Genomic DNA, 23,201 nt, shown 5'->3' on the forward strand with positions numbered 1-23,201 from the left:
CCCCCCCTCACCGCCATATTCAAGATGAGAGCTCGTACGAAAGTACGGGCTTTTTTCTTTTATATTCTCCAACAGGGGGGGATGAGAATCCCCGACCGGGGTTCGACAACTGGCGTAGCCAGTTGGACAGACTGAGAGCGCAGCGAACAGGCTGCCCGCAGGGCGAGCGAAGCGAGTCAATCCCCCCCCTCACCGCCATATTCAAGATGAGAGCTCGTACGAAAGTACGGGCTTTTTTCTTTTATATTCTCCAGCGGGGGGGATTCGAACTTTGCTTCCTCTGCGGTGATGGTGTCGGGTGGCGCTTCGCTTACCCGACCTACAAAGAATTTACTCCTCCACCATCCGTGCATACTCTTCGGTTAGAAAATCGACCAGCGTCCTGACCGATGGCAGTAGACCGCGCCGCGAAGGATATACCGCGTGGATCACTTCCCGTCTGGGCTCCCAGGCATCCAGAACCCGCACCAATTCCCCTTTCGCCAACTGATCTTTAACCATTAAAATCGGCAACTGCACCACGCCTACGCCCGCCATCGCCGCTTCCCGCAGCGCCAGCATATCGGTAGTTATAAAGCGCGGCGTGTAGTGGATTTCGGCTTTCGCTCCCTCCGGACCGCTCAGATCCCATTTATGCAGTTGCTTGCCCGCCCCCATACTTAAACCCGGCCAGTCACTGAGTTCAGCAGGCATCACCGGGTTGCCCATCCGCTCAATCAACGCCGGGCTCGCCACCAGGCAGTGTCCTCTGTCAGCCAGCACCCTTAACACCAGATCGCTGTCATCAAACGGACGCGGACGAACGCGGATCGCCACGTCAATGCCTTCACCTACCAGGTCAACCCGCCGGTTGGTGGCCTCCAGCTGAAGATTGATCCCCGGGTAACGCGACATAAACCGCGCCAGCATGGGCCCCACATGAACGTGCAGCAACGTGACAGGACACGTTATCCTGACAACACCGCGCGGTTCAGCCTGTAAGGCAGCCACCGCCTCCTCCGCCGCTTCAGCCTCGACCAGCATGGCTTTACAGTGCTGATAGAACGTTTGCCCCACCTCCGTCACCGTAAACTGCCGCGTGGTACGCTGTATCAACCGCACACCCAGTCGCTCTTCCAGTTGCGCAATCCGGCGGCTCAGTTTCGATTTAGGCTGATCGAGCGCCCGACCTGCCGCTGCAAACCCACCGTGGTCCACCACTTTCACAAACCACACGAAATCATTGAGATCCTGCATATGCCCCCATTGTTCCATTTTAAGAACAGTGAATGTCATTTTCACTCTCTAACGGGATATTAGCTCTGAATATAAGCTAATTACATCAACAGCACATCAGGAGTTAATCATGAAAAACGTAACAGGCGTCTATACCGCACCTCGTCCCCATTGGGTCGGAGACGGTTTCCCGGTTCGTTCGATGTTTTCCTACCAGACGCACGGTGAATCACTCAGTCCGTTCCTGCTGCTGGACTATGCCGGTCCCTACACCTTCCCGGCGGATGGCGCGAAGCGTGGCGTGGGCGAGCACCCTCACCGTGGCTTTGAAACGGTCACCATCGTCTACTCCGGCGAAGTGGAACATCGTGACTCCAGCGGCAAAGGCGGGGTCATCGGACCGGGCGACGTGCAGTGGATGACGGCGGGCGCAGGCATTTTGCACGAGGAGTTCCACTCCAGCGCGTTCTCGCAGAAAGGCGGCGAACTGAAAATGATGCAGCTGTGGGTCAACCTGCCCGCCAAAGACAAGATGGCAGCGCCCGGTTACCAGAGCATCACGAAGGCGGATATCCCTGTCGTCACGCTGCCGGATAGCAGCGGAACGTTGCGCGTCATCGCCGGCCGCTTTGACGAGGTGACTGGCCCGGCTCATACCTTCTCACCGCTGAATGTGTGGGATCTGACACTACGCCAGGGCAGCCACCTGACGCTCAATCAGCCTGAAGGCTGGAGCACGGCGCTGGTGGTACTTGAGGGCAGCGTAACGGTGAACGGCACCACGCCAGCGGGTGAGGCACAGCTGATCGTATTCAGTCAGCAAGGCGACAAGCTTCATCTGGAAGCAAACGGCGACGCAAAAGTACTGCTGATGGCCGGCGAGCCGCTGAATGAACCGATTGTGGGCTATGGCCCATTTGTGATGAACAGTAAAACCGAAATCGCGGAAGCCATTCGTGATTTCAACTCCGGCCGCTTCGGCCAGATCTAAACGTAATAAGGAGCGCAAAATGTCTACCCCTGCAAACTTCAACGGTACACGTCCCGTCATTGACGTAAACGATGCGGTCATGCTGCTTATCGACCACCAGAGCGGGCTGTTCCAGACCGTCGGCGATATGCCGATGCCAGAACTGCGCGCCCGTGCGGCGGCGCTGGCAAAAATCGCCACCCTGGCGAAGATCCCGGTGATCACCACCGCTTCCGTCCCACAAGGACCGAACGGCCCGCTTATCCCGGAGATCCACGCCAATGCGCCGCATGCTCAGTACGTGGCCCGCAAAGGTGAAATCAACGCCTGGGATAACCCGGAGTTTGTGGCGGCGGTAAACGCTACCGGACGCAAAACGTTGATCATTGCGGGCACGATCACCAGCGTCTGCATGGCCTTCCCGTCGATCAGCGCGGTTGCGGATGGGTATAAAGTCTTTGCGGTAATTGACGCCTCCGGGACCTACAGCAAAATGGCGCAGGAGATCACCCTCGCGCGTGTGATGCAGGCCGGTGTGGTACCGATGGACACCGCGGCGGTGGCGTCTGAGATCCAGCGAACCTGGAACCGCGAAGATGCTGCGGAGTGGGCTGAGGTGTACACCCATATCTTCCCGGCGTACCAGCTGCTGATCGAAAGCTATAGCAAAGCTCAGGAAGTAGTTAAAAACAGCGAAGTGCTCGATTCACAGCGTTAATTCAGCCCTCAGCGGCATGTGCTGATTAAGGCTTAACCGAACAAGCACGAATACAGAAAATCTGCTTGACCGTGTAAGCGCAACTCCCTATAGTAGCGCCCCGTTGCCCCCCACGCGGTCAGGCAGCAAAACAATATGGTGAGGTGTCCGAGTGGCTGAAGGAGCACGCCTGGAAAGTGTGTATACGGCAACGTATCGGGGGTTCGAATCCCCCCCTCACCGCCATATTCAAGATGAGAGCTCGTACGAAAGTACGGGCTTTTTTCTTTTATATTCTCCAGCGGGGGATGAGAATCCCCGACCGGGGTTCGACAAAACCCGTAGGCCCGTGCAAGCGTAGCGCCGCCGGGCGAAACGTTGTCAGCAGTCTGAGCCCGTATTGCGATACGGGCTGTCACGATTAATTGTTCAGTTTCCCTGCGCTTTGCTCTCTCACGACAGAAGTCGTCTGCCCCGGATTCGCAGCCGGTTCATCCTTACGCTCTCCCAGCCAGTAATCGGCATTTTTAATTCCCAGTCGAACCGGATCAAACTGTGGATCCAGTCCCTGTGCATTCTGGGTTTCATAATCCTTAAGGCTGACAAAGGCTTTTTTATGTAAAAGTACAATGGCAATAATGTTAAGCCATGCCATCATCCCAACCCCAATATCCCCCAGTCCCCATGCCAGATCCGCGGTGCGGACGGTCCCGTACACGGTGGAAGCCATCAAACATAATTTGAGCAGGAATGTCAGCCAGGGACGGTGAATTTTACGGTTGATGTAGGCGATATTGGTTTCGGCGATATAGTAGTACGCAATAATGGTGGTAAAGGCGAAGAAGAACAGCGCAATGGCAACAAAGTAATTACCAAAGCCCGGCATCATACTTTCCATCGCCGTCTGAACATAGCCAGGACCTGCGGCCACGCCTGCAATCCCCGTATAGAGTGCAGCGCCATCGACGCCCTGAACATTATACAGCCCGGTGATCAGCAGCATAAACCCGGTCGCGGAGCAGACAAACAGCGTATCGATATAAACTGAGAAGGCCTGCACCAGCCCCTGTTTCACCGGATGGCTCACCGCTGCCGCAGATGAAGCATGCGGTCCGGTCCCCTGTGCCGCTTCGTTGGAATAGACGCCGCGCTTAACGCCCCACATAATCGCCTGACCCAGAATCGCGCCAAAGCCCGCTTCAAAGCCAAAAGCACTTTTCCAGATCAGCAGAATAACACCAGGAAGCTCGGTAATATTAATCGCGATAATAACGCAAGCCACAATAATATAGCCGAGTGCCATAAACGGAACGACCATACTGCTAAAACTGGCGATCCTTTTCACACCACCGAAAATAATAAAGCTTAACAGTACGGCAAGTAACGCCGCCGTGACATTGGGATCAAGCCCAAAAGCTATCTCCAGGCTGGCGCCAATCGAGTTTGCTTGAACCCCTGGCATTAATAAACCGCAGGAGAAAATGGTGACGACTGCAAATAACCATGCATACCATTTGACCCCTAATCCTTTTTCGATATAAAAGGCAGGACCGCCACGATATTCACCGTTGATTTTTTCTTTATAAACCTGGCCCAACGTAGATTCCACAAACGCTGAGCTGGCACCCAAAAACGCCACCATCCACATCCAGAAAAGTGCGCCCGGTCCACCGAAGGTGATTGCGGTGGCGACACCAGCAATGTTTCCGGTCCCTACTCGCCCTGCCAGCGTCATCGTCAGTGCCTGGAAAGACGATACCCCTGCATCGGTAGGACGCCCCTGGAACATCAAGGTAATCATATGTTTTATATGACGTAACTGCAAAAAACGACTACGTAATGAGAAATAGAGACCGACACCCAGACATAAGAATATTAACGCCGGGCTCCAGATAACACCGTTAATTGCACCAACCAGTTCGTTCATGTATGACCCTCAACGTGATGTTCCAGGGAAACGGTTCCCCATGGGATTTTCTTGTTAGAATGTTGTTTGAATCAGTACGAAACATAGATAATTACCCTCAATACACCAACTTAATTTTTACAACTTAGTAACATTATGTGACAACATTCACGTTTAAATTTGAACGAACAATTAGCGCGATCATGATATTCATGGGTATTTTGTGGATATTATAAATACGCATCACATTTCGCCAGGCGTGATAAAAACCCACCGCTGAAATAAATACCGAAATGATGAATTCCGTACGACAGGCGATCTATTAAAAGATAACCAGGCGCGAGTAGAGCACAGGAATAAAAGAAGCTTCCCGGCATGATGCCGGGAAGGGATTACTGAAGAAGGATAAAACGGTAATGTTTTACCTTCAGTCGGAATAGACTTGCAACGTCCGCTGACACAGTGCCGAACGCACGCAATCCTCTTTCGTGAAGCGTACCACCCCAATCATCTCATCTTCCTCAAAACGTGACATCGCGTCGCTCAGCCCGGATTTCACGCCGGATGGCAGGTCACACTGGGTAATGTCGCCGTTAACGATGACCGTCACGTTCTCCCCGAGGCGCGTTAAGAACATCTTCATTTGCGCAGCGGTCACGTTCTGAGCCTCGTCAAGAATGACGACCGCATTTTCAAATGTACGTCCTCGCATATAGGCGAACGGCGCGATTTCCACCTTGCCAATCTCTGGTCGCAGGCAGTACTGCATAAAGGATGCACCCAAACGCTTCACCAGCACGTCATAGACGGGTCTGAAGTACGGGGCAAACTTCTCCGAAATATCGCCGGGCAGGAAGCCGAGATCTTCATCCGCTTGCAGTACCGGACGGGTAACAATAATGCGCTCCACGTCCTTATGGATCAGCGCTTCCGCCGCTTTGGCTGCACTGATCCAGGTTTTCCCGCATCCGGCTTCACCGGTTGCAAAGATGAGCTGTTTACTCTCGATAGCATTCAGGTAGTGCGCCTGAGCCTCATTGCGCGCCACAATTGGAGAATGATCACGGCTGTCTCGGGCCATGCCAATTGCTTCTACGCCACTCATCTGCACAAGCGAGGTGACCGATTCTTCTTCACGCTGTTTATGGCTACGTGAGTCCCGTCTCAGCACACGTTTTGCCTCGCGACGAGCTTTGATCACTGCTTTTTGTCTTCCCATGGATAGCACCTTGAGTTGTTGGTATTCATCACACGTGCCAGCGTCGGCACGATTATGCGCACGAACATCAGAGGGTTGGCTTCCTTGTAAGCCATTGCTTGCTTTATCAGATGACGATACAGAACGGCTACGCGCACCAGTCTGCACGTCGGTCGAATCAGATTCTTGAGGAGAGGGGGAGAATTTAGTGGTGAGGAAATCGCTGCCGGAGTCTGAGCCTCCGCGCCGGGTGCTGCGGTTGTTATGTTTACCTTGTCCAGTACAGGACGCAACCATTCGCGATCTCCATAGTGATTCAGCATCACTGCCGGGGACTACCGCTGTCTTATCTTAAGTACATCAGGAATTATCATAAATGCAACATTTATTTTACCTGATTGCAACTTTTCAGACTGCTCCTGCAGCGGATTTAGTCTTATATAGAAATATTACAGAAATATAACAATATGTTTGTCATAGGAAAAAATAATGTCCCCGCGAACTCTCGCAGGGACAATTATCAGGCTTCAATCAGATCTTGCGCGAGATACGCGTTCCGGTCGCGCACGCCAGGCAGGGCAAAGAAGTAGCCGCCGCCGATGGGTTTTACATACTCTTCCAGCGCTTCGCCGTTTAAGCGCTTCTGCACGGTCAGGAAGCCCTTTTCAAGGTCATGCTGATAGCAGACGAACAGCAGGCCCATATCGAGCTGGCCTGCGTTGGTCACGCCGAGCGAGTAGCTGTAGCCACGACGCATCATCAGGCTGGACTGCGTCTCTTTGGTGCGCGGATTGGCGAGGCGAATATGGCTGTCCAGCGCAATCACATCGCCATTGGGATCGCGGGCATAGTCGGGCACATCATGCTCATGCGTCATACCGAGCGGCGCTCCGCTCTGCTTGTCGCGGCCGAAAATGGTCTGCTGCTCTTTCAGCGGCGTGCGGTCCCAGAACTCCACATGGAACTGGATAATGCGCACCGCCTGGTAGCTGCCGCCGACGGCCCACGCCGGTTCGCCCTGATCCGCCGTCACCCACACCACCTCTTTCATGAGCGCAGCATTGCTGCTGTCCGGGTTGGCCGTGCCGTCCTTAAAGCCCAGCAGGTTAACCGGCGTCTCTTTCCCTTTACTGCGCGCAGCGTGGTCAGAGATAAACCCTTCCCGCTTCCAGCGCACGCTGAGCAGATCCGGGGTGTGCTTGATGATATCGCGCAGGGCGTGGATCACCGTGTCCTGGGTATTGGCGCAAATCTGCAGGAGCAGGTCGCCATGACACAACCCCGCGTCGAGGGAATCGTTTGGAAAACGCGTCATTTTTTGCAGCGCTTTCGGCTTCTGCTTTGTCAGGCCGTAGCGGCCATCAAACAGCGACTCTCCGACCGACACGGTAATGGTCAGGTTATCGGGCGCGATAAACGCCCCGAGAATACCGGAGTCCATTGGCGGCAGGCGCGGATTAGGCGTGTCCGGCGCCGGTCCACCTGCGGTCAGAAACGCAATGCGTGCCGTCAGCAGGCGGAACAGACGTTCCAGATCGGCTTTATCGCTGGCCAGCGAATCAAACGCCACCAGCATCATGGAGGCCTGCTGCGGCGTCAGAATGCCCGACTGATGATCGCCGTAAAAAGGCTGCGTCTCCATGCGGGCATTGGGGGACAGCGTGCCAGGTGCGCTTTGCGGTTTCGCCGCATGCGCCACCGGGCAGCCGCCTGCAAGGGCAAGCGCGCCGCCCAGCGCCCCTACCCCTTTTAACAACCGACGACGGGAAGGTTCTACCTCGTCGAATTTGCCATTCTTGTTCATCGTGCTTAGTCCAGACCCAGTACGCCGCGCAGCAGAGAGAGATCTTCCGCCAGGGCGGTAATCGGGCCTTTCAGCGCATTACGGTCGGCGTCGGTCAGCTTATCGTATGTTTCAAATCCGTCTTTGGTACGGTATTTCGCCAGAATGGTGTCGACTTTTTTGAAGTTGGCATCCACTTTTGCCAGCAGTTCGCTGTTCTCTTTCTGCAGCTGAGGACGCAGCAGATCGACAATTTTCTGCGCACCGTCGACGTTGGCCTGGAAGTCCCAGAGGTCGGTGTGGCTGTAGCGATCTTCTTCACCGCTGATTTTGCTTGCGGCCACTTCTTCAATCAGACCCGCCGCGCCGCCCACCACTTTTGAAGGCGGGAAGGCCAGCTCGCTGATGCGCTTTTGCAGTTCCAGCACGTCGCCGTTCAGCTGTTCGGCGTATTTTTCCATCCCTTTGGTAGTGTTGTCGCCAAACAGGGCTTTCTCCAGACGGTGGAAGCCGGTGAATTTCGGATCGGCGGCCTTCTGCTCGAAATCATCTTCGCGGGCATCAATGCTGCCATCAAGGTCAGAGAACAGCTCGGCAATCGGCTCGATGCGCTCGTAGTGCTGACGAGCTGGTGCATAAAGGGATTTGGCTTTTTCGATATCACCGGCTTTCACCGCATCGGTAAAGGCTTTCGTGCCCGCCACCAGATCTGCCGTCTCTTTGGTAACGTATGCTTTATAAGCGGTAATCGCGTCACCCAGGCTCAGCACCGCAGCGCCTTTCACCGCATCCGCCGTCGCTTCACCTTTAACGATCAGCTTACCCTTAGGATTGGTCAGCAGACCGCAGGTCATTTCATACTCGCCCGGCTGGAGGTTGGCGGTCATCTTCTGGCTGAAGCCAGGGGCGATATTTTCACGCTCTTCGACGACCAGCACCCCTTTCAGGATCTCCCACTCCAGCGCCTTCTGGCTGTGGTTCTGAATAATGAACTGGGTTTTACCGCTGTTCACCGTGAGGGTCATCGGCTCGCACTGCTTGTCATTGACGGTCACTTTGACCTGAGGAACATCGGCCCCCCAGGCGGAAAATGCGGAAGCGAACAGCGCGGCAATGCCTGCGCATAACGCACTACGACGGAACTGAATTGCCATGACTCTTCCCTTTAAAAGTATGTTGTAACTAAATCAACTATTACGGCGCGACGCGCGTCGCCTGTGTGCCGGTACGCGGCGGCATCGCAAACAACACCAGCGCCGGCACCAGATAAATAAAGTACATCGCCACTTCGCTGACGCTCGGTGTCTCCTGGTAACCAAAGATACCTTCGAGCAGAGTGCCGGTCAGAGAGTGTGTGGAGAGGACATTGCTGAGATCAAACGCCACGTCCTGGAAGTGGTTCCACAGGCCCGCTTCATGAAAGGCGCGGATCGCCCCAGCCGCCAGCCCCGCGGCGACCAGCAGAATAAACAGGCTGGTCCATTTGAAGAACGCCCCCAGGTTAAGGCGAATACCGCCCCAGTAGAGCAGGAAACCCAGCACAACGGCCGTTGCCAGCCCCAGCACTGCCCCCAGCGGCGGCCAGATGCCTACGTCCTGCTGGAAGGCGGCCAGCAGGAAGAAGACCGATTCCAGCCCTTCACGCGCCACCGCAAAAAAGACCATCATGATCAGCGCCCAGCCGTGATGGTTGCCTTTTTGCAGGGCGTTATCCACCGCCTGCTCCAGCTGGACTTTCACATTGCGGGAGACCTTACGCATCCAGAACACCATCCAGGTCAGAATCACCACCGCAATGACGGCGACAATCCCCTCAAACAGCTCTTGCTCTTTCTGCGGGAACTCGCCGGTGGTTTCGTTGATGAGGATACCCAGGCCCAGACAGAGCGCCGCGGCGAGGAACACGCCAATCCACATGACGCCAATCCAGCGTCCGCGCTGGGTTCGCTTCAGATAACTGGCGATAAGGCTGACAATCAGAGCCGCTTCGAGCCCTTCACGTAACATAATGAGAAATGGAACAAACATGCCGACACCTTAAATGTTTATCGCGGTCAACTGATGCAAAGAAAGGTAAATTCTTGTGATAGTGATTATCATTACGCCGAGAAGAAAAACAAGCGAAATGTGGGATGTTTTGATGACGAGTTGTAAACGCGAAGCCTGATAATAGTTGTCAACGTAATCATTACGTTTATAAGTTATAACGAAAATGCCCGTTTACGGTTAATCAGCGCTGTGGCTAAATATCTGCCTCGAAAACCAAGTGAAAATAAACCATGTTTAAGATTATCCATTTCCTGCTGGCGCTGGTGATTATTCTTGCGCTCGCCTGGCTGGTGAGTTTCGACCGCCGAAAAATTCGCATTCGTTATGTTTTACAGCTGATTGTTATTGAGATTGCCCTGGCGTTCTTTTTCCTGCATGCCGAAAGTGGGTTATTCCTGATTAAATACGTTTCCGGCTTCTTTGAATCCCTGCTGAAATTTGCTGGCGAAGGCACCAATTTTGTCTTTGGCGGAATGGGTGAAAAAGGGCTGGCGTTCATTTTCCTTGGCGTGCTTTGCCCGATTATTTTTATTTCCGCATTGATTGGTATTCTCCAGCACTGGCGGATCCTGCCGATTTTTATTCGGGTTATCGGGACGCTGCTGTCAAAACTGAACGGTATGGGCAAGCTGGAATCGTTTAACGCGGTGAGCTCGCTGATCCTCGGCCAGTCGGAAAACTTCATTGCCTACAAAGGCGTGCTGGGGGATCTCTCCTCGCGCCGTCTGTTCACCATGGCTGCGACCGCCATGTCGACCGTTTCCCTGTCGATTGTCGGCGCATATATGACCATGCTTGACGCCAAATTTGTCGTTGCGGCGCTGATCCTGAACATGTTCAGCACCTTCATTATTCTCTCCGTCATTAATCCGGTGCGTCCGGAATCGGAGCCGGATATCAAGCTGGAAAAACTGCATGAATCCCAGAGCTTCTTCGAAATGCTCGGGGAGTATATTCTGGCCGGTTTTAAGGTAGCGATGATTATTCTGGCGATGCTGATTGGCTTTATCGCGCTTATTAGCGCCGTTAACGCCCTCTTCTCCAGCGTATTCGGCATGAGCTTCCAGCAGATTTTGGGTTATGTGTTTTATCCGCTGGCGTGGCTCATCGGTATTCCGCTGAGTGATGCGCTCAACGCCGGCAGTATTATGGCAACCAAGCTGGTGGCAAATGAATTTGTGGCGATGATTGAGCTGCAAAAAATTGCCCATCAGATGTCACCGCGCGGGTTGGGCATTTTATCCGTCTTCCTGGTGTCGTTCGCTAACTTCGCGTCTATTGGTATCGTCGCAGGCGCCATCAAGGGCCTGAACGAGCGGCAGGGGAACGTTGTTTCGCGGTTTGGTCTGCGCCTGGTGTACGGCGCGACGCTGGTGAGCCTGCTGTCCGCGAGCTTTGCGGGATTAGTGTTGTAAGTTTTGTGCGGTTTGTGCCCGGTGGCGGCTACGCCTTACCGGGCCTACAAAACTATCCCGCCATTTTGCTTAAAACTGCACGCACACCGGCTGATCGACCCGCATCACCGACTCCTGCGCGAAGCGTAATTTATAAATCCCGCGCAACGCTTCGATATTCTTCTCGCTCTGCGCGTCTTTACCGTGGATCAGCATCAGCGCTTTGCTCGGCTCGCGCGCCACTTTCCCGTCATTCCCCAGCCACTGGCCACGTGCATCAAACACCGTTAAGCCGTCCCGAAAGCGCGGCGTCACGTCCTGGTCAACAAACTGCTGCCACTCGTTGCCTGTGATCTGCGCTCCGGCCGGACGATTCAGTCCGAAATAAAGCGTGGTTTGCTGCATCTGGTTATCTGCTTTGCAGGTCTCCATTGCCGCGTGTTGCGCGGGTGCGTTGCAGCCTGCGAGCATCAATAATGCCGCCGCCATAAGCCCTGTTTTGATGGTCATTGTTCGCTATCCTCATTGTTATAAGTGCAGCGATATCAACGTAATTTACGCATTTTGGCAAGAAAAAAGCCGGGTCGCGCTAGCGCTTACCCGGCTTACAGGAGGGAATAGGTTTTTTTACTCAGCCTGAAGCTTCGTCGGTGGTGCAGTGTGGTAGTGCGCGTCCGCTTCCGCAAAGCGTTTCTGCATGGAAGCAGACGGTGCTTTACCCAGCAGGCTGAACACCACAATACCGATGCTGCCGAAGATGAAGCCCGGGATGATTTCATACAGACCCAACCACGCGAACTGCTTCCAGACGATAACGGTCACCGCTCCGATGATCATCCCCGCCAGCGCGCCGTTGCGGGTCATGCGTGACCACAGAACGGAGAAGAGAACCACCGGACCAAACGCCGCACCAAAGCCCGCCCACGCATAGCTCACAAGACCCAGAACGCGGTTATCAGGATTGGCCGCCAGCGCGATGGCAATCAGCGCCACTAACAGCACCATAAAGCGCCCGACCCATACCAGCTCTTTCTGGCTCGCACCTTTACGCAGGAAAGCTTTGTAGAGATCTTCGGTAATCGCACTGGAGCAGACCAGCAGCTGGCAGCTCAGAGTCGACATCACCGCCGCCAGAATTGCGGAGAGCAGAATACCGGCAATCCACGGGTTGAACAGAATGCCCGCCAGTTCGATGAACACACGCTCGGCATTCTGGTTTACTGCACCTGCCTGCGCCGGGTTATTGTTGAAGTAAGCGATGCCGAAGAAGCCAACCGCACAGGCACCCGCCAGACAGAGGATCATCCACGTCATACTGATACGACGGGCATGAACAATCGTGTGGTGAGAGTCAGCGGCCATAAAGCGCGCCAGAATGTGCGGCTGACCAAAGTAGCCCAGACCCCAGCCCATCAGAGAGACGATGGCCACGAAGTTCAGCCCTTTCAGCATGTCGACGTTTTCAATGCTCTTCTGCTTGATCACTTCCAGCGATTCACCGAAGCCGCCAACGGTGAAAATCACAATCACCGGGGTCAGGATCAGGGCGAAGATCATCAGGCTCGCCTGCACGGTGTCGGTCCAGCTTACCGCCAGGAATCCGCCCACGAAGGTATAGAGAATGGTCGCCGCGGCGCCCGCCCAAAGCGCGGTTTCATAGCTCATGCCAAAGGTGCTCTCGAACAGACGCGCACCCGCCACGATGCCGGAAGCACAGTAGATGGTGAAGAACAGCAGAATCACCACCGCGGAGATAATGCGCAGAATGCGGCTGTTATCTTCAAAACGTCCGGTGAAGTAATCCGGCAGCGTCAGGGCATTGTTGTTCGCTTCGGTATGCACGCGCAGACGGCCTGCTACCAGCTTCCAGTTGATCCACGCCCCAAGGGTCAGGCCGATGGCAATCCAGCTTTCAGAGATACCGGAGATGAAAATCGCGCCCGGTAACCCCATCAGCAGCCAGCCGCTCATATCGGATGCGCCCGCAGACAGCGCGGTCACCATCGGGCCTAAACTGCGGCCGCCGAGAATGTAGTCGTCAAAGTTCTTTGTTGAACGCCATGCCAAAAACCCTATCAGGATCATGCCAAAAATATAAACGAGAAATGTCACCAGCATCGGTGTGCTAATAGCCATTCAAATTCTCCAAAATGTCGAGCGACAACCGTCCGGGTTGCCTTGTTATGTCATCACCGGAACGTAGTGATGTGTGTATGTGTTTCCATTGGGCGCGCTATCCTGCCGTATGCGCATCCCGCTGACAAACGATTTAACACTGCATTTACATCAAATTCATCCCCGGTTTGATACGAGTTTCCTATAGGTTGCACTCGCTCACACTTATACGGGTTGCACCTTTTAAAAGTGTTAAGTACCGCATAAAAACAGGCTTCTCATGCAGAAGCCAGCGCTTTTTTCCAGCTAACCAATCATTAACAATCCATTCATTTTCTGGGTTGCAAACCAGGTCACATTTAACACAGTTGCACAAAGTTGCAACATGGTGGATATTTCATGCCATCTACAAAACGCGATTACAGAACAACAGGAGTTTTGGCATGGGGATGACCACCATGGGGGTTAAGCTGGATGACGCTACCCGCGAACGGATTAAAACCGCAGCGACCCGCATTGACCGCACACCGCACTGGTTAATCAAGCAGGCGATTTTTAACTATCTGGAAAGACTGGAGAGCGACGAAGGCCTGCCAGAACTGCCTGCCCTGCTGGCGGGTGCCGCCAATGAAAGCGAGGATGCACCCGCCGCTGGTGACGAAAGCCACCAGCCGTTCCTCGAATTCGCCGAGCAGATCCTGCCGCAGTCCGTCAGCCGTGCCGCCATTACCGGCGCTTACCGTCGTGCCGAAACCGACGCCGTGCCGATGCTGCTGGAGCAGGCCCGCCTGCCGGAAGCCATTGCCGCTCAGGCGCACAGCCTGGCGTATCAGCTGGCCGACAAGCTGCGCAACCAAAAAACCGCCACCGGCCGCGCCGGGATGGTGCAGGGTCTGCTGCAGGAGTTTTCCCTCTCTTCACAGGAAGGCGTGGCGCTGATGTGTCTGGCGGAAGCGCTGCTGCGTATTCCGGATAAAGCCACCCGCGACGCGTTGATCCGCGACAAGATCAGCAACGGCAACTGGCATTCGCACATTGGCCGCAGCCCGTCCCTGTTCGTTAACGCCGCCACCTGGGGCCTGCTGTTTACCGGAAAACTGGTCTCAACCCATAACGAAGCCAACCTGTCACGCTCTTTGAACCGCATCATCGGTAAGAGCGGCGAGCCGCTGATCCGCAAAGGCGTGGACATGGCGATGCGCCTGATGGGCGAGCAGTTCGTGACCGGCGAAACCATTGCCGAAGCGCTGGCGAACGCCCGCAAGCTGGAAGACAAAGGTTTCCGCTACTCGTATGACATGCTCGGTGAAGCGGCCCTGACTGCCGCCGACGCGCAGGCCTACATGGTCTCTTATCAGCAGGCGATCCACGCCATCGGTAAAGCCTCTAACGGCCGCGGTATTTATGAAGGTCCGGGTATCTCTATCAAACTGTCCGCCCTGCACCCGCGCTACAGCCGCGCGCAGTACGACCGCGTGATGGAGGAGCTTTACCCGCGCCTGAAGTCCCTGACCCTGCTGGCGCGCCAGTATGACATCGGCATCAATATCGACGCCGAAGAGGCCGACCGTCTGGAGATCTCCCTCGATCTGCTGGAAAAACTGTGCTTCGAGCCAGAGCTGGCGGGCTGGAACGGCATTGGCTTCGTTATCCAGGCGTACCAGAAACGCTGCCCGTTCGTCATTGATTATCTGATTGACCTGGCAAGCCGCAGCCGTCGCCGCCTGATGATCCGCCTCGTGAAAGGCGCCTACTGGGACAGCGAAGTCAAACGCGCCCAGATGGAAGGTCTGGAAGGCTATCCGGTCTATACCCGTAAGGTCTACACCGACGTCTCTTATCTCGCCTGTGCGAAAAAACTGCTCGGCGTGCCGAACCTGATCTACCCGCAGTTCGCTACCCATAACGCCCACACCCTGGCGGCAATCTACAGCCTGGCGGGTCAAAACTATTATCCTGGCCAGTACGAGTTCCAGTGCCTGCACGGCATGGGTGAACCGCTGTACGAGCAGGTGACCGGTAAGGTAGCGGATGGCAAGCTTAACCGCCCATGCCGCATTTATGCGCCGGTAGGTACGCACGAAACGCTGCTGGCGTACCTGGTGCGTCGTCTGCTGGAAAACGGCGCGAATACCTCCTTCGTAAACCGCATCGCCGACACCACGCTGCCGCTCGACGAGCTGGTGGCCGATCCGGTGCAGGCCGTTGAGAAGATGGCGGCCCAGGAAGGTCAGATTGGTCTGCCACATCCGAAGATTGCCCTGCCGCGCGAGCTGTATGGCGCAGGCCGCGTCAACTCTGCGGGTCTGGACCTGGCGAACGAACATCGTCTGGCGTCCCTCTCCTCTGCCCTGCTCAACAGCGCGCTGCAGAAATGGCAGGCGAAACCGATCCTTGAGCAGTCCGTCGAGGACGGTGAAATGCAGCCGGTTATCAACCCGGCAGAGCCAAAAGATATCGTCGGCTATGTACGCGAAGCCACCGAAGCGGAAGTGGATCAGGCGCTGGACAGTGCGGTCAACAACGCGCCAATCTGGTTTGCCACCCCGCCGCAGGAGCGTGCCGCCATTCTGGAGCGTGCTGCCGTGCTGATGGAAGATCAGATGCAGTCGCTTATCGGCATTCTGGTGCGTGAAGCGGGTAAAACCTTTAGCAACGCTATCGCCGAAGTGCGTGAGGCCGTGGACTTCCTGCACTACTACGCGGGTCAGGTGCGCGATGATTTCGATAACGAAACCCACCGTCCGCTCGGACCGGTCGTGTGTATCAGCCCGTGGAACTTCCCGCTGGCTATTTTTACCGGCCAGATTGCCGCCGCCCTTGCCGCAGGTAACAGCGTGCTGGCCAAACCGGCAGAGCAGACCCCGCTGATTGCCGCGCAGGGCATCAACATTCTTCTGGAAGCCGGCGTACCTGCGGGCGTGGTCCAGCTGCTGCCAGGCCGCGGCGAAACGGTCGGCGCTAAACTGACCTCCGATAACCGCGTACGCGGCGTGATGTTTACCGGCTCGACCGAAGTTGCCTCTCTGCTGCAGCGCAATATTGCTACCCGTCTGGATGCGCAGGGTCGTCCTACCCCGCTCATCGCGGAAACCGGCGGCATGAACGCCATGATCGTTGACTCCTCTGCCCTCACCGAACAGGTGGTGGTTGACGTGCTGGCCTCGGCGTTCGACAGCGCCGGTCAACGCTGCTCCGCCCTGCGCGTACTGTGCCTGCAGGATGACGTGGCCGACCACACGCTGAAGATGCTGCGCGGCGCGATGGCCGAATGCCGTATGGGCAACCCGGGGCGCCTCACCACCGACATCGGCCCGGTGATTGACGCGGAAGCTAAAGCCAATATCGAAAACCACATCCAGACCATGCGCGCCAAAGGCCGTCCGGTGTTCCAGGCGGTGCGTGAGAACAGCGAAGATGCCCGCGAGTGGCAGACCGGCACCTTCGTGCCGCCAACGCTGATTGAGCTGGCAAGCTTCGACGAGCTGAAAAAAGAGGTCTTCGGTCCGGTGCTGCACGTGGTGCGTTACAACCGTAACAACCTTAATGAACTGATCGATCAGATCAACGCCTCCGGCTATGGCCTGACGCTTGGCGTACACACCCGTATCGACGAAACCATCGCGCAGGTGACCGGCAGCGCCAAAGTGGGCAACCTGTACGTTAACCGCAACATGGTCGGCGCGGTCGTGGGCGTACAGCCGTTCGGCGGTGAAGGTTTGTCCGGCACCGGTCCGAAAGCGGGCGGTCCGCTTTACCTGTACCGTCTGCTGGCGAACCGTCCGGAGAACGCGCTGGGCGTGACGCTGGCACGTCAGGACGCAGACTATCCGGTCGACGCGCAGCTGAAAACCGTGCTGACGCAGCCGCTTGAAGCGCTGATCGCCTGGGCGGAAAAACGTCCTGAACTGCGTGCCATTGCGCAGCAGTACGGCGAGCTGGCGCAGGCTGGCACGCAGCGTCTGCTGCCGGGGCCAACCGGCGAGCGCAACACCTGGACGCTGATGCCGCGCGAGCACGTACTCTGCGTAGCGGATAACGAGCAGGATGCGCTGGTACAGCTGGCTGCCGCGATGGCAACCGGATGTGAAGTGCTGTGGCCGGAAGATGCGCTGCATCGCGACCTGGCAAAACAGCTGCCAAAAGCCGTTTCAGCCCGCATTCGCTTCGCGAAGGCCGATGCGCTGCTGACGCAGCCGTTTGACGCCGTGATTTATCATGGTGATTCCGACCAGCTGCGCGAACTGTGCGAACAGGTGGCGGCCCGCAGCGGGGCGATTGTTTCGGTACAGGGCTTTGCGCGTGGGGAAACCAACCTGCTGCTGGAGCGTCTGTACGTGGAGCGTTCGCTCAGCGTCAACACCGCGGCGGCGGGCGGTAACGCCAGCCTGATGACCATCGGTTAATCGTGTAAATTCTCCCCGGTGGCGCTACGCTTACCGGGGCTACAAAGAATCTTAGGCCGGATATGCATAGCGCATCCGGCTTTTTTTTACACGGAGGGGATGATGAAAAGAGTATTTCTCGCAGGTGCCGCACTGCTGTTGAGCACCAGCGCGCTGGCCAACGAGTGCGACAACGCCACCACCCAGCTTGAACTGAACACCTGTAGCGCGCAGCAGTACCAGGCGGCGGATAAGAAGCTCAACGCGACGTATCAGGCCGCTATCAAACGGGCGGCAGCCCCCCAGCGTGACCTGCTAAAAAAAGCGCAGCAGGCGTGGATTACCCTGCGGGATGCAGACTGCACGTTTATCGGTTCGGGTACGGAAGGTGGAAGCATTCAGCCAATGATTGTCAATCAGTGCCTGGCAGAGAAAACCGCGGAGCGAGAAGCGTTTCTGGCCTCGCTGATGCAATGTGAAGAGGGCGATTTAAGCTGCCCTCTCCCGCCGGGAAACTAACGCACGCGGATCCCTTCGATAATCATCCGCTGTACGTTTTCCAGGGTGCTGTGGAAAAACGCTTCATCCTGGAGCGTTTTCCCGGTCACCGCCTCGACCTGGGCCGCAAAGTCAGCGTAATGCTGGGTGGCGGCCCAAATCATAAAGATCAAATGTTGCGGATCGACCGGCGCCAGCTTTCCGCTGGCGACCCAGCCGGCAATAATCGCCGACTTATCGTCCACCAGCTGCTTTAAATCCCCCGTCAGCTCAGCCTGCAACAGCGGCGCGCCCTGCAGCATCTCAAGACAAAACAGGCGCGACGCCTGCGGGTAATCGCGTGACACCTCCAGCTTCAGGCGGATGTACTCTTTGATCGCCACCAGCGGGGCCAGCTCTGCGCGGAACGCTTTCAGGGGCGCCAGCCAGATATCGAGGATCTGCTGCATCACCGCCACATAGAGCGCCTCTTTCGACGGGTAGTAGTAGAGCAGATTGGTTTTGGAAACCCCGGACTGCTCCGCTACCTGCTCCAGCCGCGAGCCGTGAATGCCAAACTGTGAAAACGTCTCCAGCGCCGCGCTGAGAATAGCCTGCTTCTTGGCGCTGACTGCCTGTGACCGTTTACCTGGTGTTTTCACTGCGCCTTGTGTCATTCCCGCTCTCCTTATTCTGCGTTGCCCTCAGCATAGCAAAACCCCCGTCTCGCCACGACATTCTGCACTCCCATCGCGCATGAATGCCTGTTTTCTGTGCAATGTTTTTGACCAGTTAGTCCACTTTTAACCGCATCAATACGCCAACTTTCGATTAACACATTAATAACAAAGTCATTTTCAAAACTGGCACTCCCTTTGCAAAAACGCCAGTACCTGCAACGTAGTGAAGAGAGGTTCGTGATGAAAATTGGCGTATTTGTACCTATCGGCAACAACGGCTGGCTTATCTCGACCACTGCCCCGCAATACATGCCGACCTTTGAACTGAATAAAGCCATCGTGCAAAAAGCGGAGCACTACCATTTCGACTTTGCACTTTCGATGATCAAGCTGCGCGGCTTTGGCGGCAAAACCGAATTCTGGGATCACAACCTGGAGTCCTTCACCCTGATGGCAGGACTGGCCGCGGTCACCTCGCGGATTCAGATCTACGCTACCGCCGCCACGCTCACCCTGCCACCGGCGATCGTCGCGCGCATGGCCTCAACCATCGACTCGATCTCCGGAGGACGCTTTGGCGTGAACCTGGTGACCGGCTGGCAAAAGCCGGAGTACGAGCAGATGGGGCTCTGGCCGGGTGACGATTACTTCTCGCGTCGCTACGACTACCTGACCGAATACGTGCAGGTCCTGCGCGATCTCTGGGGCACCGGCAAAAGCGATTTCAAAGGTGACTTCTTCACCATGAACGACTGCCGCGTCAGCCCGCAACCGTCGGTGCCGATGAAGGTGATCTGCGCCGGGCAGAGCGACGCGGGGATGGAATTCTCCGCCAAATACGCCGACTTTAACTTCTGCTTCGGGAAAGGCGTTAACACCCCTGCCGCTTTCGCCCCCACCGCGGCGCGCATGAAAGAGGCTGCCGACAAAACCGGGCGCGACGTGGGCTCCTACGTGCTGTTTATGGTGATTGCCGACGAAACCGACGAGGCCGCACGCGCGAAATGGGAGTGTTACAAGGACGGTGCCGACGAGGAGGCCCTGAGCTGGCTTACCGAGCAGAGCCAGAAAGATACCCGTTCCGGCGCAGACACCAATGTCCGCCAGATGGCTGACCCCACCTCCGCCGTCAATATCAATATGGGCACGCTGGTTGGATCCTATGCCAGCGTTGCCAGAATGCTCGACGAAGTCGCCGCCGTACCCGGCGCAGAGGGCGTTCTGCTGACCTTCGATGATTTCCTCACCGGTGTGGAAACCTTCGGCGAGCGCATCCAGCCGCTGATGCAATGCCGCGCCCACATTCCTGCCGTCACGAAGGAGGTTGCGTAATGACGACCTTAAACGCTCGCCCGGAAGCCATCACCTTTGCGCCGCAGCAGAGCGCGCTGATCGTGGTGGACATGCAAAACGCCTACGCCAGTAAAGGGGGTTATCTGGATCTGGCGGGGTTCGACGTCTCCGCCACGCAGCCGGTCATTGCGAACATCAACACTGCCGTCAGCGCCGCACGGGAAGCCGGCATGCTCATCGTCTGGTTCCAGAACGGCTGGGACGACCAGTACGTGGAGGCCGGTGGCCCCGGCTCGCCCAACTTCCACAAGTCCAACGCCCTGAAAACGATGCGCAAAAACCCTGAACTGCAGGGCAAGCTGCTGGCAAAAGGCGGCTGGGATTATCAGCTGGTGGACGAGCTGGTCCCGCAGGCAGGTGATATTGTCTTGCCCAAACCGCGCTACAGCGGCTTTTTCAACACCCCGCTCGACAGCCTGCTGCGCAGCCGGGGCATTCGTCACCTGGTCTTTACCGGCATCGCCACCAACGTTTGTGTGGAGTCGACCCTGCGCGACGGCTTTTTCCTTGAGTATTTTGGCGTGGTGCTGGAAGACGCGACCCATCAGGCCGGGCCGGAATTCGCGCAGAAAGCGGCCCTGTTCAATATCGAAACCTTTTTTGGCTGGGTGAGTAACGTCGCAGCGTTCTGCGATGCCCTGAATCCGCCGCTCGCCCGTATCGCCTGAGGAGAACGACGATGCCGAAATCCGTGATTATTCCGCCGGGCACCAGCACACCGATTGCCCCGTTTGTCCCCGGAACGCTCGCCGACGGCGTGGTGTATGTCTCCGGTACGCTGCCGTTTGATAAAGACAACAACGTGGTGTTTATCAACGACCCAAAGGCACAAACCCGCCACGTGCTGGAGACGATCAAAAGCGTGATCGAAACGGCGGGTGGCACGATGGAGGATGTGACCTTCAACAGCATCTTTATCACCGACTGGAAAAACTACGCCGCGATTAACGAGATCTACGCCGAGTTCTTCCCCGGCGATAAGCCGGCCCGGTTCTGTATACAGTGCGGGCTGGTGAAGCCTGACGCGCTGGTTGAAATTGCCACCGTTGCGCACATTGCGAAGTGAGGCGGCCATGAAACTCTCCGTCTCACCGCCCCCGTATGAGGGGGCACCCGTGGTAGTCCTCATTGCCGGTCTCGGCGGCAGCGGCAGCTACTGGCTGCCCCAGCTGGCCGCGCTGGAGCCGGAGTATCAGGTGGTGTGCTATGACCAGCGGGGGACGGGTAATAACCGCGACACCCTGCCGGAAGGCTATAGCCTGGCGCAAATGGCGGACGAACTGGCCATAGCGCTGGCTGAAGTCGGAATCGCCCGCTACTGCGTGGTAGGGCATGCGCTGGGCGCGCTGATCGGGCTACAGCTGGCCCTCGACAGACCTGATGCGCTCACCGCGCTGGTGTGCGTCAACGGCTGGCTAACCCTCAACGCCCATACCCGACGCTGTTTTCAGATCCGCGAGCGTTTGCTGCATTCCGGCGGCGCGCAGGCGTGGGTAGAGGCGCAGCCGCTGTTTCTCTACCCGGCAGACTGGATGGCTGCTCGTGCGCCCCGCCTGGAGGCCGAAGAAGCGCTGGCGCTGGCCCATTTCCAGGGCAAAAGCAACCTGCTGCACAGGCTCAGCGCCCTGAAGAAAGCGGATTTCACCCGCCACGCCGCGCGTATTCATTGTCCGGTACACCTCATCTGTTCCGCCGACGACATGCTGGTGCCCTCTGTCTGCTCGACTGAGCTACAGGCGGCTCTCCCACGCAGCCACAGCGTGGTCATGCGCCAGGGCGGGCATGCCTGCAACGTCACCGAACCGAACACCTTTAACACCCTGCTGCTGAACGGGCTTGCCAGCCTGCTGCACAGTCCTGAACCCGCTTTATAAGGAGCTTTAATGAGCGAAGCCATTAATCCTGCGGCGCGCGAAACGCTATTCACCGGCGCCCGTACCCACAACGGCTGGCAGAATCTGCCCGTCAGTGACGAGACGCTGCGCGAAATCTACGACCTGATGAAATGGGGCCCAACCTCCGCCAACTGCTCCCCGGCGCGAATCGTGTTTGTGCGCAGCGCAGAGGGAAAAGAGAAGCTGCGCCCGGCGCTCTCCAGCGGCAATCTGGAAAAAACGCTCACCGCGCCGGTCACGGCGATTGTGGCCTGGGACAGCGAGTTTTATGAGCGCCTGCCGGAACTGTTCCCGCACGGCGATGCCAGAAGCTGGTTTACCACCAGCCCGGCGCTCGCCGAAGAGACGGCATTTCGCAACAGCTCAATGCAGGCTGCTTACCTGATTTTCGCCTGTCGCGCCCTCGGGCTGGACACCGGCCCGATGTCAGGCTTTGACCGACAAAAGGTCGACGAGGCCTTTTTCACCGGCACGCTGCTTAAAAGCAATCTGCTGATCAACATTGGCTATGGTGATACGAACAAACTTTACGGACGCCTGCCGCGTCTGGCGTTCGAAGATGCCTGCGGGCTGGCGTAAGGAGCAATCATGACGACACCGGATAAACAAACCTTTCGCGACGCCATGGCCTGCGTTGGCGCGGCAGTCAACATCATCACCACCGACGGCCCGGCGGGAATGGCGGGATTCACTGCCAGCGCGGTGTGCAGCGTCACGGATTCGCCTCCCACCCTGCTGGTATGCCTGAACCGCGGCGCGTCCGTCTGGCCGACGTTTAGCGAAAACCGCACGCTGTGCGTGAACACCCTGAGCGCCGGACAAGAGCCGCTATCCAACCTGTTTGGCGGCAAAACGCCAATGGAGACGCGCTTTGCCGCCGCCCGCTGGCAAACGGGCGATACGGGGTGTCCGCGTCTGGAGGATGCGCTGGCCTCGTTTGACTGCCGCATCAGCCAGGTGGTGAGCGTCGGTACCCACGACATTCTGTTTTGCGACATTGTTTCGATTGTTCGCCACCCCGCGCCGCAAGGGCTGGTGTGGTTTGACCGCGGCTACCACGCGCTTATGCGACCCGCCTGCTAAG

At 56.8% G+C, this 23,201-nt stretch carries 20 protein-coding genes, 1 tRNA gene and 1 other RNA gene; 13 read left to right on the top strand and 9 right to left on the bottom strand.

Annotated elements, in window-relative coordinates; genetic code table 11:
* The first annotated feature begins 60 nt into the window (after positions 1-60).
* Positions 61-198, top strand: a non-coding RNA gene (locus tag ACOTXR_RS18015) — RtT sRNA.
* Between the two features lie 132 nt (positions 199-330).
* On the opposite strand, the gene ACOTXR_RS18020 is transcribed toward ACOTXR_RS18015, so the two are convergent.
* Positions 331-1,236 carry a LysR family transcriptional regulator gene (locus ACOTXR_RS18020; RefSeq protein ID WP_058689773.1) on the bottom strand — a complete coding sequence of 302 codons (906 nt, stop codon included), beginning with the start codon at positions 1,234-1,236 and terminating at the stop codon, positions 331-333.
* A gap of 109 nt (positions 1,237-1,345) precedes the next feature.
* Between ACOTXR_RS18020 and ACOTXR_RS18025 the strand changes: the two genes are divergently transcribed.
* The 3 genes from ACOTXR_RS18025 (at position 1,346) to ACOTXR_RS18035 (ending at position 3,128) form a co-directional block, all read left to right on the top strand.
* Positions 1,346-2,206: a pirin family protein gene (locus ACOTXR_RS18025; protein ID WP_023337078.1), complete on the top strand. Its 861-nt coding sequence runs from the start codon at positions 1,346-1,348 to the stop codon at positions 2,204-2,206.
* Positions 2,207-2,225: 19 nt separating this feature from the next.
* A complete protein-coding gene (locus tag ACOTXR_RS18030; RefSeq protein ID WP_058689774.1) occupies positions 2,226-2,903 on the top strand; it encodes an isochorismatase family protein in 678 nt (225 codons plus the stop codon).
* Between the two features lie 137 nt (positions 2,904-3,040).
* Positions 3,041-3,128, top strand: a tRNA-Ser gene (locus tag ACOTXR_RS18035).
* Positions 3,129-3,303: 175 nt separating this feature from the next.
* On the opposite strand, the gene ACOTXR_RS18040 is transcribed toward ACOTXR_RS18035, so the two are convergent.
* The 5 genes from ACOTXR_RS18040 to efeU all read right to left on the bottom strand — a co-directional run bounded on the left by ACOTXR_RS18040 (position 3,304) and on the right by efeU (position 9,797).
* Positions 3,304-4,809, bottom strand: a complete 1,506-nt coding sequence (locus ACOTXR_RS18040) for an alanine/glycine:cation symporter family protein (RefSeq protein WP_023332665.1) — start codon at positions 4,807-4,809, stop codon at positions 3,304-3,306.
* Between the two features lie 406 nt (positions 4,810-5,215).
* The gene (phoH, locus tag ACOTXR_RS18045; protein WP_014883322.1) at positions 5,216-6,007 is read right to left on the bottom strand and encodes a phosphate starvation-inducible protein PhoH; all 792 of its coding nucleotides are present in this window, start codon (positions 6,005-6,007) and stop codon (positions 5,216-5,218) included.
* A gap of 499 nt (positions 6,008-6,506) precedes the next feature.
* The gene (gene efeB / locus ACOTXR_RS18050) at positions 6,507-7,790 is read right to left on the bottom strand and encodes an iron uptake transporter deferrochelatase/peroxidase subunit (RefSeq protein WP_014883320.1); all 1,284 of its coding nucleotides are present in this window, start codon (positions 7,788-7,790) and stop codon (positions 6,507-6,509) included.
* Between the two features lie 5 nt (positions 7,791-7,795).
* The gene (efeO, locus tag ACOTXR_RS18055; RefSeq protein ID WP_058689775.1) at positions 7,796-8,923 is read right to left on the bottom strand and encodes an iron uptake system protein EfeO; all 1,128 of its coding nucleotides are present in this window, start codon (positions 8,921-8,923) and stop codon (positions 7,796-7,798) included.
* Between the two features lie 40 nt (positions 8,924-8,963).
* On the bottom strand, positions 8,964-9,797 hold the full coding sequence (efeU, locus tag ACOTXR_RS18060) for an iron uptake transporter permease EfeU (RefSeq protein WP_014883318.1): 834 nt from the start codon (positions 9,795-9,797) through the stop codon (positions 8,964-8,966).
* Between the two features lie 251 nt (positions 9,798-10,048).
* On the opposite strand from efeU, the gene ACOTXR_RS18065 reads away from it, so the two are divergent.
* A complete protein-coding gene (locus tag ACOTXR_RS18065; RefSeq protein ID WP_058689776.1) occupies positions 10,049-11,233 on the top strand; it encodes a NupC/NupG family nucleoside CNT transporter in 1,185 nt (394 codons plus the stop codon).
* 69 nt (positions 11,234-11,302) lie between these two features.
* Here the strand turns inward: ACOTXR_RS18065 and ACOTXR_RS18070 are convergent, their stop codons facing one another.
* Complete coding sequence (locus ACOTXR_RS18070) at positions 11,303-11,722, bottom strand: DUF3574 domain-containing protein (protein WP_078310203.1); 420 nt, start codon at positions 11,720-11,722, stop codon at positions 11,303-11,305.
* Positions 11,723-11,839: 117 nt separating this feature from the next.
* A complete protein-coding gene (gene putP, locus ACOTXR_RS18075) occupies positions 11,840-13,348 on the bottom strand; it encodes a sodium/proline symporter PutP (protein WP_014883315.1) in 1,509 nt (502 codons plus the stop codon).
* 422 nt (positions 13,349-13,770) lie between these two features.
* Between putP and putA the strand changes: the two genes are divergently transcribed.
* The gene (gene putA, locus ACOTXR_RS18080; protein ID WP_078310201.1) at positions 13,771-17,733 is read left to right on the top strand and encodes a trifunctional transcriptional regulator/proline dehydrogenase/L-glutamate gamma-semialdehyde dehydrogenase; all 3,963 of its coding nucleotides are present in this window, start codon (positions 13,771-13,773) and stop codon (positions 17,731-17,733) included.
* Between the two features lie 102 nt (positions 17,734-17,835).
* Positions 17,836-18,231, top strand: coding sequence for a lysozyme inhibitor LprI family protein (locus tag ACOTXR_RS18085; protein ID WP_014883313.1), 396 nt, complete (start codon positions 17,836-17,838; stop codon positions 18,229-18,231).
* Here the strand turns inward: ACOTXR_RS18085 and rutR are convergent.
* Complete coding sequence (gene rutR, locus ACOTXR_RS18090) at positions 18,228-18,866, bottom strand: HTH-type transcriptional regulator RutR (RefSeq protein ID WP_058689779.1); 639 nt, start codon at positions 18,864-18,866, stop codon at positions 18,228-18,230. The genes ACOTXR_RS18085 and rutR overlap by 4 nt on opposite strands.
* Before the next feature lie 243 nt (positions 18,867-19,109).
* Here rutR and rutA point away from each other — a divergent pair, with 243 nt between their 5' ends.
* From rutA to rutF, 6 genes are read left to right on the top strand one after another with little or no spacing between them, the layout of a single operon-like run.
* A complete protein-coding gene (rutA, locus tag ACOTXR_RS18095; RefSeq protein WP_014883311.1) occupies positions 19,110-20,201 on the top strand; it encodes a pyrimidine utilization protein A in 1,092 nt (363 codons plus the stop codon).
* Entirely contained in the window at positions 20,201-20,890 is a 690-nt protein-coding gene (gene rutB, locus ACOTXR_RS18100) for a pyrimidine utilization protein B (RefSeq protein WP_014883310.1), read from the top strand. The genes rutA and rutB overlap by 1 nt, the downstream gene beginning before the upstream one ends.
* Positions 20,891-20,901: 11 nt before the next feature.
* On the top strand, positions 20,902-21,288 hold the full coding sequence (rutC, locus tag ACOTXR_RS18105; RefSeq protein WP_014883309.1) for a pyrimidine utilization protein C: 387 nt from the start codon (positions 20,902-20,904) through the stop codon (positions 21,286-21,288).
* Between the two features lie 7 nt (positions 21,289-21,295).
* Positions 21,296-22,096: a pyrimidine utilization protein D gene (rutD, locus tag ACOTXR_RS18110; RefSeq protein ID WP_058689780.1), complete on the top strand. Its 801-nt coding sequence runs from the start codon at positions 21,296-21,298 to the stop codon at positions 22,094-22,096.
* 9 nt (positions 22,097-22,105) lie between these two features.
* Positions 22,106-22,696 (top strand): malonic semialdehyde reductase, encoded by a 591-nt coding sequence (locus tag ACOTXR_RS18115; protein WP_014883307.1) that lies wholly within the window; start codon positions 22,106-22,108, stop codon positions 22,694-22,696.
* Between the two features lie 9 nt (positions 22,697-22,705).
* Positions 22,706-23,200 carry an NADH-dependent FMN reductase RutF gene (gene rutF / locus ACOTXR_RS18120; RefSeq protein WP_023332659.1) on the top strand — a complete coding sequence of 165 codons (495 nt, stop codon included), beginning with the start codon at positions 22,706-22,708 and terminating at the stop codon, positions 23,198-23,200.
* Position 23,201: the final 1 nt, after the last annotated feature.

It is taken from the genome of Enterobacter cloacae complex sp. IR53030, from assembly GCF_049238365.1.
Classification (GTDB): Bacteria; Pseudomonadota; Gammaproteobacteria; order Enterobacterales; family Enterobacteriaceae; genus Enterobacter; species Enterobacter kobei.